General features: G+C 52.8%; 10 protein-coding genes. 7 read left to right on the top strand and 3 right to left on the bottom strand.

Annotation, left to right across the window (positions count from 1 at the left end; genetic code table 11):
- Positions 1 to 68: 68 nt before the first annotated feature.
- The 3 genes from HOLDEFILI_RS17440 to HOLDEFILI_RS17430 all read left to right on the top strand — a co-directional run bounded on the left by HOLDEFILI_RS17440 (position 69) and on the right by HOLDEFILI_RS17430 (position 4,159).
- Positions 69 to 2,057: an FAD-dependent oxidoreductase gene (locus tag HOLDEFILI_RS17440; protein WP_006061247.1), complete on the top strand. Its 1,989-nt coding sequence runs from the start codon at positions 69 to 71 to the stop codon at positions 2,055 to 2,057.
- 73 nt (positions 2,058 to 2,130) lie between these two features.
- Positions 2,131 to 3,054, top strand: coding sequence for a LysR family transcriptional regulator (locus tag HOLDEFILI_RS17435; RefSeq protein WP_006061246.1), 924 nt, complete (start codon positions 2,131 to 2,133; stop codon positions 3,052 to 3,054).
- Between the two features lie 262 nt (positions 3,055 to 3,316).
- Positions 3,317 to 4,159 (top strand): PTS system mannose/fructose/sorbose family transporter subunit IID, encoded by an 843-nt coding sequence (locus HOLDEFILI_RS17430; RefSeq protein ID WP_006061245.1) that lies wholly within the window; start codon positions 3,317 to 3,319, stop codon positions 4,157 to 4,159.
- Positions 4,160 to 4,364: 205 nt separating this feature from the next.
- Here the strand turns inward: HOLDEFILI_RS17430 and HOLDEFILI_RS18645 are convergent, their stop codons facing one another.
- From HOLDEFILI_RS18645 to HOLDEFILI_RS17415, 3 genes are read right to left on the bottom strand one after another with little or no spacing between them, the layout of a single operon-like run.
- Entirely contained in the window at positions 4,365 to 5,486 is a 1,122-nt protein-coding gene (locus HOLDEFILI_RS18645) for a M15 family metallopeptidase (protein WP_006061243.1), read from the bottom strand.
- 18 nt (positions 5,487 to 5,504) lie between these two features.
- A complete protein-coding gene (locus HOLDEFILI_RS17420; protein ID WP_006061242.1) occupies positions 5,505 to 6,182 on the bottom strand; it encodes an RluA family pseudouridine synthase in 678 nt (225 codons plus the stop codon).
- A complete protein-coding gene (locus HOLDEFILI_RS17415; protein WP_006061241.1) occupies positions 6,160 to 7,065 on the bottom strand; it encodes a class I SAM-dependent methyltransferase in 906 nt (301 codons plus the stop codon). The genes HOLDEFILI_RS17420 and HOLDEFILI_RS17415 overlap by 23 nt, the downstream gene beginning before the upstream one ends.
- A 143-nt stretch (positions 7,066 to 7,208) precedes the next feature.
- On the opposite strand from HOLDEFILI_RS17415, the gene HOLDEFILI_RS17410 reads away from it, so the two are divergent.
- From HOLDEFILI_RS17410 to HOLDEFILI_RS17390, 4 genes are all read left to right on the top strand, one after another.
- The gene (locus tag HOLDEFILI_RS17410; RefSeq protein WP_167317163.1) at positions 7,209 to 7,982 is read left to right on the top strand and encodes a GNAT family N-acetyltransferase; all 774 of its coding nucleotides are present in this window, start codon (positions 7,209 to 7,211) and stop codon (positions 7,980 to 7,982) included.
- 364 nt (positions 7,983 to 8,346) lie between these two features.
- Positions 8,347 to 10,512 (top strand): ATP-dependent helicase, encoded by a 2,166-nt coding sequence (locus tag HOLDEFILI_RS17400; protein ID WP_006061238.1) that lies wholly within the window; start codon positions 8,347 to 8,349, stop codon positions 10,510 to 10,512.
- Positions 10,513 to 11,015: 503 nt separating this feature from the next.
- Positions 11,016 to 13,007, top strand: coding sequence for an NAD-dependent DNA ligase LigA (gene ligA, locus HOLDEFILI_RS17395; RefSeq protein ID WP_006061236.1), 1,992 nt, complete (start codon positions 11,016 to 11,018; stop codon positions 13,005 to 13,007).
- Positions 12,997 to 14,076, top strand: a complete 1,080-nt coding sequence (locus HOLDEFILI_RS17390) for a CamS family sex pheromone protein (protein WP_006061235.1) — start codon at positions 12,997 to 12,999, stop codon at positions 14,074 to 14,076. Before ligA ends, HOLDEFILI_RS17390 begins: the two co-directional genes overlap by 11 nt.
- Positions 14,077 to 14,312: the final 236 nt, after the last annotated feature.

Below are 14,312 nucleotides of genomic sequence, written 5' to 3'. Positions count from 1 at the left end.
TTTTAGTGTGAGTTGATAAAAAAATAACATGATATAATTCTAACAAGATCCAAGGAGGAAAATGAAGAATGAAAAAGGCAATGCTTTTACTGACCAGTTTTCTCATGATCTGTTCAATGGCCGGATGCTCAACTCCGAAAAAGGATGAGCCGACCGCTGCGACAGGCATGAAGGCTGGGACGTACACCGCGACATCGCAGGGAATGAACGATGTCGTTGAAGTCACCGTTGAAGTCAGCGAGGACGCCATTGTTTCCGTAAAGGTAACAAAGGATTCAGAAACACCGGGGATTGGCGGCGTATTGAAAAATGCAGCCGGCAAGGAATTGGACGAAGGCGGGAAAGCACCGACAGTCTTAATTCCGGAAGAAATTGTAGCCAATCAGAGTTTAGACGTCGATACCGTAGCGGGCGCGACGATTACTTCCGCGGCGGTCATCAATGCCGTGAAAGACTGCCTGACTCAGGCGGGTGCGGATCCGGCGAACTGGATGAAAGAAGTTGCTTCGGAAGCGCAGCAGGATCAGAGTGCGGACGTTGTCGTTGTTGGCGGCGGCGGAGCAGGTCTGGCTGCGGCAATCTCAGCTTCCCAGAAGGGCGCTAACGTTGTCATCGTTGAAAAGAACGGCGAAGTCGGCGGCGATACCTTAGTCTGCGGCGCGATTTACAACACACCGGATGAACCGCTGCAGAACAAAGTAACCATGACGGACGCCGTGAAGACGACCGTTGAAAAAGCTCTGGCAGAAGATCCGATTAATGATGCGCATGCTGCTTTGCAGAAAGAAGTTCAGGCGCAGTGGGATGAATACAAGGCCAGCGGCCGTACCGATCTGTTCGATACGAAAGAATGGTATGCTTTGCAGACATGGATCAACGGCGATAAAGTCGGCGATTTGGATTTAGTCAAAGTTCTGTGCTACGATTCCTATGAAGGTCTGGAATGGATCGAATCACTGGGTATGGAATTCAGCGATATCATCGGCCAGGGCGCAGGCAGCTTGTGGCAGAGAACGCATACGAGCACGATGCAGATGGGCACCGGCTTTATCTCAACGTATGTTGAAAACATTTTGAAAGATGAAAAGATTACAGTTCTGACCAGCAGCACCGCTGAAAAACTGGTTCAGGATGATGCAGGAAAGGTAACCGGCGTTGTCTGCAAGGACAAGGCGGGCAATGAATTCACAGTCAGCGCGAACATGGGCGTCGTTCTGGCAACCGGTGGTTTCGCGGCCAACAGCAAGATGGTTCAGGAATACAACACCTCCGGTAAATGGAACGATTTGAGCAAGGTCATGACGACTAACCGTTTCAGCAGCTCGCAGGGCGACGGCATCTCGATGGCTCTGGAAGCCGGCGCTTCCTTAACCGATATGGAACAGATTCAGCTGCTGTATCTGGGCAACGTAAAAGACGGCCAGCTGACGAAATATCCGCCGCGTGATGTCAACGGCACGGATCAGATTATCTTCATCAATAAAGAAGGCAAGCGCTTCGTTCGTGAAGACGGCCGTCGTGATGAGATCTGTCTGGCGGTTATGGCGCAGACCGATTCGATGTTCTACATGCTGGAATCCGGTGACGGCGCGGGTTATGTTGACATTACCGACCCGAACTGGCGTTCTGCCGACGGATTTACGTTTGATTATTTGAAAGAAAACGGTTATATTTTAGTTGCGGATACATTGGATGATCTGGCTTCTCAGATGGGCATCGACGCCGCGACGTTAAAAGAAACTGTCGACAGCTTCAACGCGGCGGCAGACGGCGGAACTGACGAATTCGGCAGAACGCTGTACTCCACCAAGCTGGAGAACGGACCATGGGTTGCGACAGCCCGTCAGGCTTGTGTCCATCATACGATGGGCGGCGTGACAATCGACACGGAAACCCGTGTTCTGGATGAAGCAGGACAGCCGATTTCCGGTCTGTATGCAGCAGGCGAAATCACCGGCGGCATCCACGGTGCTAACCGTTTAGGCGGCAACGCGGTTGTTGATACGGTCGTCTTCGGTAAGCTGGCAGGCGAAACGGTCGTTGCTGACGCGAAGTAGTCCCACAGATAACCAATGATTAAAAAAGCATCCATTTTCAATGTGGATGCTTTTGCAGTGAAGGAGAGCAACGATGGATATTAAACAGCTGATCACATTCCGGACCTTAGCCCAGGAAAAAAACTACATGAAGACTTCAGAAAAATTGAGCTATGCGCCCTCAACCCTGGCTAAACACATTCGTTCGTTAGAGGATGAATTGCAGGTTCAGCTGGTGGAATACCGCAATGGGAAAATTGAGCTGACCTATGACGGGAAGCGGTTTATGCGCTATGCCGACGAGATGCTCAGTGTGTATTTCAAACTGCAGTATGAATTTGATCAGACGAAATCGGCGATCGGTACGATCCGGGTCGCCGGCGGCGAGCTGATGGTCGGTTTCGCATTCGGCGATTTCTTTGCGGCCGTGGAAAAGACGCAGCCGGAGCTGACGCTGCAGGTTAACGCGATCTGCTGCGCGCGGGTGCCGGAATGGCTGAATCAGAATGAGGTGGACATCGGATTTGTCCAGATGCTCAATACTCAGGAAAGCGAGGGGCAACAGATCGTTCCGCTGTTTCAGGAACGGCTGTGTTTGATGACCTCGCCCAATCACCGGCTGGCGCGGCAGGAAGAAGTGCATCTCGGTGATCTGAACCGGGAAAATTTCTCCTATACCTATGAGGACTGCTGCTTCACCGACGAGTTCCGCCGGTGTCTGGCGCAAAATGGCGCACGCCCGGCCTCTGAGTTGTTTTTAGGCAGTATCCACGCCGTCATCAACACGGCTAAGGATGACAACCGGATCTGCCTGATTCCTTATGTCTGCGTGCCGAAGGTACGGCAGATGGGCTTAGTGCAGCTGAACTGGATTGATCCATTCGTTATTTACGATGTAATCCTGATTCAGAAAGGTGTTTACCGCAGCACCGGAATCAATCATTTGATCGATCAGGCCAAGGCGTATGCGGCCCAGGTGAAGAAAAATCCGGAGACTTCGCAGATCCAGCTGCTTTAGATGTTTTAAGCTTTAAGAACCCCATCAGCGAGCATGACTATTTGATGAAAAGGAAGATCCTTTGCCAGATTCTGCAATGGGATCTTTCTTTATATCTTGAGTTCTTGTTTGCTTTTCAACAGAGGGAAAGTAAGTCAAAAATCAGCATGGAATAAAAAATCACAGGAAATGCTACAAAAGCTGAATTATTGATTGAAAATCAAATTTAATAGGTCTATAATAGTAAAAATATATAAGGGATAGAAAAGGGGGACTCAAAGCTATGACACAGACGAAAAGCCTGACCAAACAAGAGCTTCGCCGCATCAATCTCCGCTGGATCTGGAATTCCCAGATTGGATGGAACTACGAACGTATGCAAGGGTTAGGCTATCTGACAACCATGCTTCCGCTGATTGAAAAGCTGTACGGGGATCAGCCGGCGCTGAAGAAAAAAGCGCTTCAGGCACATTCTGTTTTCTTCAACACGACGCCGGCGATGGGGGATATCATTGTCGGAATGAACGTTGCGATTGAGGAAGAAATGCAGGAAAACGGCGCGGGCATCGACGTCGCATCTTCAATGAAGACCGCGCTGATGGGACCGTTCGCCGGGGTTGGGGATACCATTTTCAGCATGATTCCCGGCGCGGTATTTGGTTCGATCGCGGCGACCATGGCCAAGGAAGGCAGTGTCGTCGGCATTATGATCTGGGAGATCTGGCTGATCGGCGTACTGCTGCTGCGGTTTAAGCTGTATGATATCGGCTATCAACAGGGCGCTAAAATCGTCAATACGTTGTCTGGGATTAAGGAAACCGTTACGGCCGCGGCCTCCGTGCTGGGATTAACCGTGGTCGGCGGGATGATCGCCACCATGGTGAAATTTCCGCTGAAGACGCTGACGGTCAGTCTGGGCACGGATCCGAAGACCGGGGAAATGCTGCTGCAGGAATTCCCGCTTCAGAAATACATGGATTCGATTATGCCGGGATTGATGCCGGCGCTGTTCGCGGTCTTGTGCTACTGGATGCTGGGACAAAAGTGGATGAATTCCAACCGTCTGATCATCACCGTGCTGGTGCTGGCGATTGTGCTGGCTTCTCTGGGGATTGTCGAAGTATAAAGCTAATGATAATAAACAAATTGGCCTGACGGGATGTTAGGCTTTTTTGATGGAGTCAGTGAAAATAAGAATTTCATTGTACAGGAAGAAGCTGCAGGATGGCCGAAGGCGTCCATCAGTCCTGCGGAACAGGACAGGTCAGACAAGAGCGGTTAATATAAAAACGATCCGGCAGAGAAAACCGGATCGTCGGATTAGAATGTATTTAACGCAGATACAGTTCGTAATATTCGTCATAGGTCAGACCGGAATCATGCACCTTGGTCGCCAATTCGACGCCCAGGTAGCGATAATGCCAGGCTTCGTAGTTGTAACCGGTGATCGTTTCCTTCCCTTCCGGATAACGCAGGATCCAGCCGAAGCGGTGTGCGTTCTGCTGCATCCATTGGAATGCTTCAGTATCGGCGAACTTGGACAGCTGCGCGCCCGTGGCGGCCATATCGACGGTCAGTCCTGTCTGATGCTCAGAGAACCCCGGCCGGGCTGAAATTGAATCCGCCCACTCCTGACCTTTGGAATTGACGTAGCCGTTGTACAGATCGACCTGATACTGATAATCGCGGTAAGAGGAGGAGGCATACATCTTCGGCTTGCCGCCGGCATTCAGCTCGTCGCACATCGCAGCCATCGCGTCCGCCGCTTCCTGGCGCAGGTAACAATCCTTCGCGGCATAGGTCAGGCTTAACGGCACCAGATCATCCGGAGCGTAGTTTTCACCGAGGTAATAGCGCTTGTTCACGATCATGCTGACATCTTTCGCGTCGGAAGCCGACGTGCTGTCATACCAGTGGACGTAGCTGCCGCTCAGCTCAAAATGATTCTCGCTGTTGACGTCGCGATGATCGGTGCAGTCCTGGATATAAGCGTCGACATCACTGACGTAATCAAAGACCAACAGCGGTGTGATCTCCCAGAAATTTAATTTCTCAAACAATTTCAAACATGAATCCTCGGGATAATTCCGGGCCCGCAGGCGGTCGTAAAGCCGCGTGTCGTCCTCGCTCAGCGAATCGGTCACCAGATACAGCCGCAGATAATCCTTGTTGAAATTTTCAGACGCCAGGGCGGCGTTAAGATTGTCGGAATACAGCTTATCGTTGAGAATCGTTTTGGTCAGCTTCTGCCGCTTGATCATCGCGATGCTTTCTTTGGAATAGCCCAGACCTTTCAGCTTGTTGTCGGTTGTAATTTTCGGAATGGTTGTGAGAACGAAGACCAGCACGATTGCCGCGGCGATGCCGATCAAACCGAACAGAACAGATTTGCGGATCCGTCTGCGCCGTCTGCGCTTAACCTTGCGCTTTTTCACAGGTACTTTTGTTGCCATGATCGTGAACTCCTCTCATTATTTAGATGGAAAAAATAAATTCCATGGAACGTTGTCTGGCGGCGGACAGGTAAACGTCATTGTTTCCTGCGTCACCGGATGGCGCAGCGTCAGCGACACTGCCCACAGTGCGATTTGTTGGCCGGGACGAGCCTGCGGATTGTACCGCTGATCGCCCCACAAGGGAGTGCGGCGGCTGGCAAACTGCACGCGGATCTGATGCGGCCGGCCGGTTTCCAGCTGGATCTCAGCCAGCGTCAGTCCTTCTTTTTCGCCCTGGATCTGATAGCTTAGAATCGCTTCCTTGGCTTTCGGCGTGTTGGGAGCGGCTGTGCGCACAGTATTGGTCTTTTCATTTTTGATCAGCCAGTCCTTCAACGTCGCTGAAGCGGCTTGCGGGCGGCCGCATAAAACGGCTTGATAGGTTTTCTTTAAGCCGCGGGTGCGGACCTGATCGCTGAGCCGGGACGCGGCTTTGGAGGTCTTGGCGAACACCATGACGCCGCCGACCGGGCGATCCAGCCGATGGACTAAACCGAGGTAGACATTGCCGGGTTTCTGATACCGCTCTTTTAAGTCCTGCTTTAAAAGCGTTAAGAGATCCGGGTCCCGACTGTCGTCGGCCTGCACCGCCATGTTGACAGGCTTGACGACGATCAGCAGGTGATTATCCTCATAAAGAATTTTGAACTTCATCGTCTTCGTCGCTCCATGCGCCGTAAATTCCGCACGGCAGGATCATGTGATCCTGGGTGATCGGCAGCCCGACTTCCCCGGCGAACACATAACCCTTCGGATGACAGCGCAGCACGGTTGTGCGCAGAATATTTTCCAGAACGATGGAGGAAAATCCGGTCGTATAGGAATTGACGAGCAGAAACAGCGCGTCGTCGTCCAGAATCTCCAGGCAGGCGTTCACTAATTCGTTGATCTGATCCTCCAGCTTCCACACTTCGCCATTCGGCCCCCGGCCATAGGACGGCGGATCCATCAGAATGCCCTGATAGGTATGACCGCGGCGCTTTTCCCGCGCGACAAATTTCAGGACGTCGTCAACGATAAAGCGGATTGTGCGGTTTTCCAGATGGGACAGCGTCATGTTTTCCTTGGCCCACTGAACCATCCCTTTACTGGCATCGACATGCACGACTTCATCGGCCCCGGCGCTGGCGCACGCCATCGTCGCTCCGCCGGTGTAGGCGAACAGGTTCAGGATCCGGACCGGCCGGCCGGCGGCTTTGGCCTTGCGGATTTTACTCTGCATCCAATCCCAGTTGACCGCCTGCTCCGGAAACAGTCCGGTATGCTTGAAGCCGGTCGGGGAAACCTTAAAGGTCAGCTCTTTATAGGATACCGTCCAGGTCTCCGGGACGGCCTGTTTGAATTCCCAGCTTCCTCCGCCCCGGTTTGAACGGTGATAATGCGCATGCACGCGGTTCCATCCGGCGTGCTCTGTGCGCTTCCAGACCGCCTGAGGATCCGGCCGGCGCAGTATGATATTCTGCCAGCGCTCGAGCTTTTCACCATCGCCCGCGTCGCAGCATTCGTAATCTTTCCATTGATTTGCAATTCGTTTCATCCTTTTGATTCTCCTTATTTGTACATTATAGCATGGCTTGATGGGAATCGCGGAGAATGCTGGAAAAATTAAGAAAGTTGAAAAAATAGTTCACCTCAACCTCAGAGTTTGATAGAATAGAAGTCATCGAGGTGATTGCGATGATGATTCGCTGCAGCGAAAAACATCGGCAGGAATGTCTGGCTTATCTGAGGCAAAACCCGTCGCTGAATTTGTTTTTGATCGGGGACATTGAGAACTATGGATTCAACCAGGGTTTTCAAACCGTTTTTATTGATAAGGATGAATTTGTACATGGCATTTATCTGGTGTATTATCATAACCTGGTGATTGCCAGCGAAGAAAACCGCGTCGATCCGCAGTTTGTTGAACGACTGGTTCAGGAGTATGAAATCCAGGCGATCCAGGGCCGCAAAGAGGTGCTGGAGGGGCTGGTGCTGGATGCCTTCAGCCGTGAGGAATGTCTGTTCTGCGAATTGAACACATTGAAGGCGGAATCAGTATCGGATCCGCAGATCCGCGAAGCCCGGCCGCAGGATGCCGGCCGGATAAAAGGGCTGCTGGACGAGGTGTTTCAGACGGATAATGAAGCGGCGATGATCGCGCGCCGGATTGAAACGCGGGAAGGCCGCCATTTCATCATTGAGCGGGGAGGCCAGGTGATCTGCCAGGCCAACAGCACGGCGGAAACCGCGGAAGCGGCGATCCTCGGCGGCGTAGCGACGCGTGCGGACTGGCGGCGCCAGGGATTAGCCAGCGCGGTGATGACGGCGCTGTGCGGACAGCTGTTAAGCGAAGGTAAAAAACCGTGCCTGTTCTTCGAAAACGAGGAAGCGGGAAGAATTTACAGCCGGCTGGGCTTCGCGCCGATCGGCCGCTGGACATTGATGCTGCGTCAGAAGGAAGGATCGCGTTGACCTTCCTTTTCCTTTCCATGCGCAGCGATGGACATGCAGATTGCCGAGTGAAGGTGGGGAAGGGCTAAACGATATGATTGTTTACAGTGAGGAGTCCGGGTGACCGCGGCGATAAAATACGTCGCAAGGCCTCAAGTGAATGACTTTTAACCGTGGCGGGCTCCGTCGGAAAAAATGAAAATTCTGAAACCCGCGGCTCAGGGTAGAAAAGACCCGGGTTTCATGTATAATATAGAAAGTCTGAATCAACTCTTTGAATTTCAGGGATTTCACAGGAAGCTGCAGAGCGCGGAGATCAAGAGAGATGTGATTTTTCAAGTCCGTGAAAATCAGCTTAAAGATAGAAAAGCAGAGGTGGCGAACAATGGTTTCAATTGAGATGCTGAATGAAAATCAGAAAAAGGCCGTGCTGACGTCGAGTCAGTATGTCCGGATTATCGCGGGGGCCGGCAGCGGCAAGACGCGCGTGCTGACGATGCGGATCGCGCATTTGATCGAGCAGTGTCATGTCTGGCCGAATAAAATTCTGGCGATCACCTTTACCAACAAGGCCGCCAACGAAATGAAGGAGCGCATCCGGCAGATGCTTCCGGAACAAGGCAACGCTGTGTTCATTTCAACCATTCACTCGCTGTGCGTGCGAATTTTGCGCGAGGATATCCCGGCGATGGGCATGCCCCGCAACTTCACGGTCATGGACGCCGACGATCAGCGCAGCATTCTGAAGGAAGCCTACAAGGAATTCGGCCTGGATAAGCAGACCTATACCTTCGGTTCGATGCTGGACTACATCGCCAATAACAAAGCCGCTGAGATCAGCCCGGAGCGGGCCTATGTGTTCGCCGGCGATCTGCGCGGGGAAAACGACAAGGCGAAGGTCTACGAATATTACGTCAACCGCCAGCAGGCGATCTACGCGCTGGACTTCGACGATCTGCTTCTGTATACCGTGCGGATGTTCCGCCAGTTCGCGGAAATCCAGGCCAAGTGGGTGCAGCGTTTCCATTATATCCACGTCGACGAGTTCCAGGATATCGACAAGATCCAGTACGATCTGATCCAGCTCTTGGCCGGCAATGACAACTCCGTCTATGTCGTCGGTGATCCGGACCAGACGATCTATACCTGGCGCGGAGCGGATGTCAACATCATCATGAATTTTGAAAAAGACTACCAGCCGTGCGAAACCATCGTTCTGAACGAAAACTACCGCTCGACGCCAAGCATCCTGAACGGCGCCAACGCGCTGATTCACAACAACCGCAACCGTGTGGAAAAGGATCTGTTCACCAGCCGGCCGGACAACGGCGCGATCACGCATTATTCCAGCGCCGGGGAAGAATATGAAGCGACCTGGATTGCCTGCAAGATCAACGAATTGCACAAGCAAGGCCAGCGCTACCGCGACTGCGCGATTCTCTACCGTTCCAACTACCTCTCCCGCGCGCTTGAAAAAGCGATGATCGAACAGCGGATTCCGTATGTGATCTACGGCGGCATCAAGTTCTACGAACGAGCGGAAATCAAGGACGCTCTGTGCTATCTGCGGATGGTGTGCGGCAGCAACGATCTGGCGTTGATGCGGATCATCAACGTTCCGCGGCGGGGGCTGGGCAACAAGACGATGGACACGATCGTGCAGCGGGCCCGCGAAACAGGCAAGACGATGTACGAGGTTATCCGCGATGAAAAGGTTGTCAGCGGCAAGGCCCAGACAACCATCGACAACTTTGTTAAAATGGTGGAAAAGTGGAAGAATCTGGCGCCTTCGACACCGATCAGCCGGCTGCTGGAAATGATCCTGCTGGACAGCGGCTACCGCTCAATGCTGGAAGCGGATAAGGAAAATGAGCGGCTGGAAAACCTGAAGGAACTGATCACCGATATTGAAAGCTATACGGTCAATTACCCGGACAGTTCGCTGGAAGAATACCTGCAGCTGGTTTCGCTGTATGGCGATAAAGGCGCGGAGGACGGCGGCGATCACGTCCAGCTGATGACGGTTCACGCAGCGAAGGGGCTGGAATTCGATACGGTCTTTGTCTACGGGATGAGCGAAGGGATTTTCCCGAACGACCGCGCGATGCAGGAAAGCCAGCTGAAAGGGCTGGAGGAAGAACGCCGGCTGGCGTACGTCGCCTTCACGCGCGCCCAGAACAAGCTGTATCTGACGGAAAGCTCGGGCTTCAGCTACATTTTAAGCCGGATCAAAGTGCCGTCGCGGTTTATCAAGGAAATCGATCCGCAATACATCGAACACATCGGTGCGACCTTCGATACCGGCAAACCGAAGGAAATCAAGCTGCACTCCGCGCTGTTTGAGGACGAAGCACCGTTTGAGGAAAGACTCGCCTCCAAGCCGCGGACGAAGTGGAAGAAGGGCGATCACGTCCGCCATGCCGCTTTCGGCGAAGGCATTGTGCTGGAATACAGCGAAGGCATGCTGAAAATCGCGTTTGCCTTTCCGTTCGGCGTGCGCAAGATCATGGCGACCCATCCGTCAATCCAGAAAGCCGAGGAAGTTGAATAATCCTCTCCTGGTGTTAGGCTGAATCGGCAGCTGCCGGCTTGCGGCAGAACCAAAGCGAGGGCCTGCATCGCAGACTTGGGGAAAAGCGAGAATTCCAGGAGGTATTCCAAGGTGGCGTAAGCTGCGTTAGAAGTCGGATTGAACGCAAAATTTGGATTGAATGCAGAAAAACAGAAGACCCTCCGCGCTCCTGAAATCAGGGAAACCGGAGGGTTTTTATGTCGTTTTTGACGGCGCTCTTTTTTTTCTCTCTTAGCATTGAGTGAGAGGCTCTGGGAAACAAGGGGTGAGAGGCACGGCGCGGCTGCGGATTCGATCCGATAAATTTTCCGAGATTCCGTTACGGATCTGATCGCGGGAGCCCGCTGTGAGGAAGCGGGATGTAAAAGGAAAGTGAAAAGAAGCGGCCGGGGAACGATTAGATTGCGTAAACTTGGTAAAGATGATGAAGAAAACATTTGTTCTTATGCTATAATAAACTGGATATTTCAGGAGGTACAGTGATGAGCGAAGATCGCATTCTCGCGCTGCGCAGGCAGCTGAATCAATATAACTACGAATATCATGTGCTGGACCATCCGACCGTCAGCGATGCGGAGTACGACCAACTGATGCGGGAGCTGATCACCCTGGAGCAGCAGCATCCCGAACTGTTCGATCCCAACTCCCCAACCCAGCGCGTCGGCGGTCAGGTGTTGGAAGAATTTAATAAGATTACGCATAAACGCCCGATGCTTTCATTAGGCGACGTCTTCAATAAGGAAGAACTTTTTGAGTTTGCCCGCAAAGCGGAAGCTGAAGTCGGACCGGTGGACTATTGCTGCGAATGCAAAATCGACGGTCTGGCGATGTCGCTGAATTACCAGGGCGGCCGGTTTCAGTATGCCGTGACCCGCGGCGACGGGGTCGTGGGCGAGGACGTGACGCATAACGTCCGCACGATCAAATCGATTCCAATGGAAATTGAATATGAAGGCGAGCTGGAAGTCCGCGGCGAGGTCTACATGCCGAAAGCCAGCTTTGAACGCTTAAACCAGAAGCGCCGGGAAAACGGCGAGGAAGAATTCGCCAATCCGCGCAACGCGGCAGCCGGCTCAATCCGCCAGCTGGACTCGAAAGTCGCGGCTTCGCGCGGTCTGGACGCTTTGTGGTACCATGTCCCGCAGGGGCCGCAGCTGGGACATCATCAGCACTCGGAATCGCTCGATTTCATCCACAGCCTGGGTTTCCGGATCAATCCGCTGAACCGGCTGTGCCGCAATATAGAGGAAGTGTGGCAGTTTGTCGAGGATCTGACGTTAATGCGCAGCGATCTGCCGTATGAGATCGACGGCATCGTCATCAAGGTCAACGATTATGAAAAGCAGCAGCAGCTAGGCTTTACAGCGAAAACCCCAAAGTGGGCGATCGCGTATAAATTCCCGGCTGAAGAAGCCGTAACACGGCTGGAAAACATTTTCGTTACCGTTGGCCGGACTGGCAAGATCACGCCGAACGCCCAGCTGACGCCGGTGCGTCTGGCAGGGACAAGCGTTGGTTTCGCGCAGCTGCACGACGAAGATATGATCAGGGATAAGGATATCCGGATCGGCGATTACGTCATCGTCCACAAGGCCGGCGATATTATCCCGGAAATTGTCGCGAGCGTGCCGGAAAAACGCGACGGCTTACAGGTGCCGTATGTTTTTCCAAAGGTTTGTCCGGTCTGCGGGATGCCGCTTGTCCGTTATCCTGACGAAGCCCATCACTTCTGCATCAATAACGACTGTCCGGCGCGGGTTGTCGAGTCGATCGCTCACTTCTGCAGCCGCGACGCGATGAATATCGACGGACTGGGCGTCAAACGCGTGGAGCTGTTTCATTCCCAGGGATGGCTGAACACCGTCGAGGATATTTACAACCTGAAGGATCATTACGACGAAATTCTCGAAACCCCGAAAATGGGGAAGAAAAGCGCTGATAACCTGTTGGAAGCGATTGAGAACTCGAAACAGAATTCACTGGAGAAGCTGTTGTACGGTTTAGGCATCCGCCAGATCGGTGAGAAGGCCGCGAAAATTCTGGCCTACCGGTTTGAAACAATGCAGGCCCTGATGCAGGCAACCTATGAAGAACTGGAAGAAATCAAGGACATCGGCGCGATCACCGCGCAGACTGTGCTGGACTTCTTCCATGATGAAGCCAATCAGCATTTGATCGAAGCCCTGATCGGTCATGGTTTGAATATGATTTGTCTGAAAGAGGAACAGGTGGAAACGATCTTCACCGGCAAGACGGTCGTACTGACCGGCACCCTGGCGACGATGACCCGGCCGGAAGCTCAGGCATTGCTCGAGCATCTGGGCGCAACGGTATCCGGCAGCGTTTCCAAGCGCACTGATTTTGTGATCTATGGTGAAAACGCCGGCTCCAAGCTGACGAAGGCCCAGAGCCTGGGCGTCGCGACGATGACGGAAAGCGAATTCATGGAAGAGGTCAACCGCCATGCGGAATAACCGCTGGGGTCTGATTCCGCTGGTGCTCAGCCTGGTGCTGAGCCTGGCCGGCTGCGCCCAGAAAGCGCCGGAGGAAACCGGCGACGGCACGGTGATCAGCAGCTATTCCTCGGACGATTACCAGACGCTGCTGCCTCACGAACTGTCCGAAGGCCGGTATTGGCGGGGGAATACGAACAGCCGCTTTGATTTGATGCAGATGCCGAAAGAGCTGATCGAATTAAGTAAGCAGCACTTTTCGGTCAAGGACAATTATCTGCAGGCCGGTCAGATTCTGGAGTATGAAGATATCCAGGAGCTGCAGCGTTACGAAAGCAGCGATCACTCTTATGGACTGAATCCCAGCGGCAATTTTGAGATCAGCGACGCGATCATCCTGGAACGTCCCTACATCGTTTATGGCATCGTTGAGATCGATTTCATTTCGAAGGAAGACCAGAAAACGCTCAACGGCATTTCGGTCGGTATTCTGATGAACAGCTCTGTGACCAGCGGCGACAGTACCGTACAGATCCCGCAGGACAAGCTGTATACCTATGCCAGCACGATCGGCCGCAAACTGGAACGCTACTTCCGCAACAAAGCCGAAGTCGATGCCGATCTGCCGATCTACATCACGTTTTACAGCTCGAATTCAACGAGCTCCAGCGTCCCGGGCGCATTCATCGGCCAGGGGCTGTTCACCAGCCGCAGCGGCCAGTTCACGCCGATTGAGGAACAATGGGTGCTGATCCCAAGCGATCAGGCGACAGCACTGGATGGTGTGCTGTCGTCCCAATTCAGCACGGTCAAGGCTGGCGTCAAGGATTTCATGCCGGAAAATGTCAATATCATCGGCAAGGCCCGCTACACCAACGACACGGCGGACTATCTCAAGATCACCGTGACCGTTCAGGCCAAGAGCTACACGGAGATCTACTCTCTGATGCAGCTGCTTAACGAGCTGTCGGCCAATTTCTCCAGTACGGACATGGAGCTGATCATTGAGATCAAGCAGCTGGAAGAAACCGTGATGATTCTGCACCGCGAAAAAGGCACGATGAAAACCACGGTGCTGGATATCAGCTGACCTCCGTTTGAAAAGCGCGGTCCTTGATAAGCCAGCTGAAAAAAGCAAGGCTGAAACGCTCTGGCGGAAATAAAAGAAACAACTGAAAAAAGAAACAACTAAAAGAAGAAACAAGTAAAAGAAGAAACAGTAAAGGAAGAAGCAAAGAAGGAGAAGAAGGATGGAAGAAATCAAAGAACCCGCTTATTTTAAAGAATTAGCGCATCGGTTGATGTTCGATCTCAGCGACGCGGAAG

The sequence above is a fragment of the Holdemania filiformis DSM 12042 genome (assembly GCF_000157995.1).
In the GTDB taxonomy this organism is placed as follows: Bacteria; Bacillota_I; Bacilli_A; order Erysipelotrichales; family Erysipelotrichaceae; genus Holdemania; species Holdemania filiformis.
Note: the sequence above shows the minus strand (reverse complement) of the source record. Positions and strands in the feature narration are given on the sequence as shown.

What these genes read in the sequence shown, in the direction of transcription:
- HOLDEFILI_RS17420 (WP_006061242.1), bottom strand. Translation starts at nt 6,182, where the DNA reads ATGAAGTTCAAAATTCTTTATGAGGATAATCACCTGCTGATCGTCGTC.
- HOLDEFILI_RS17430 (WP_006061245.1), top strand. Translation starts at nt 3,317, where the DNA reads ATGACACAGACGAAAAGCCTGACCAAACAAGAGCTTCGCCGCATCAAT.
- ligA (WP_006061236.1), top strand. Translation starts at nt 11,016, where the DNA reads ATGAGCGAAGATCGCATTCTCGCGCTGCGCAGGCAGCTGAATCAATAT.
- HOLDEFILI_RS17440 (WP_006061247.1), top strand. Translation starts at nt 69, where the DNA reads ATGAAAAAGGCAATGCTTTTACTGACCAGTTTTCTCATGATCTGTTCA.
- HOLDEFILI_RS17400 (WP_006061238.1), top strand. Translation starts at nt 8,347, where the DNA reads ATGGTTTCAATTGAGATGCTGAATGAAAATCAGAAAAAGGCCGTGCTG.
- HOLDEFILI_RS18645 (WP_006061243.1), bottom strand. Translation starts at nt 5,486, where the DNA reads ATGGCAACAAAAGTACCTGTGAAAAAGCGCAAGGTTAAGCGCAGACGG.
- HOLDEFILI_RS17415 (WP_006061241.1), bottom strand. Translation starts at nt 7,065, where the DNA reads ATGAAACGAATTGCAAATCAATGGAAAGATTACGAATGCTGCGACGCG.
- HOLDEFILI_RS17390 (WP_006061235.1), top strand. Translation starts at nt 12,997, where the DNA reads ATGCGGAATAACCGCTGGGGTCTGATTCCGCTGGTGCTCAGCCTGGTG.
- HOLDEFILI_RS17435 (WP_006061246.1), top strand. Translation starts at nt 2,131, where the DNA reads ATGGATATTAAACAGCTGATCACATTCCGGACCTTAGCCCAGGAAAAA.
- HOLDEFILI_RS17410 (WP_167317163.1), top strand. Translation starts at nt 7,209, where the DNA reads ATGATTCGCTGCAGCGAAAAACATCGGCAGGAATGTCTGGCTTATCTG.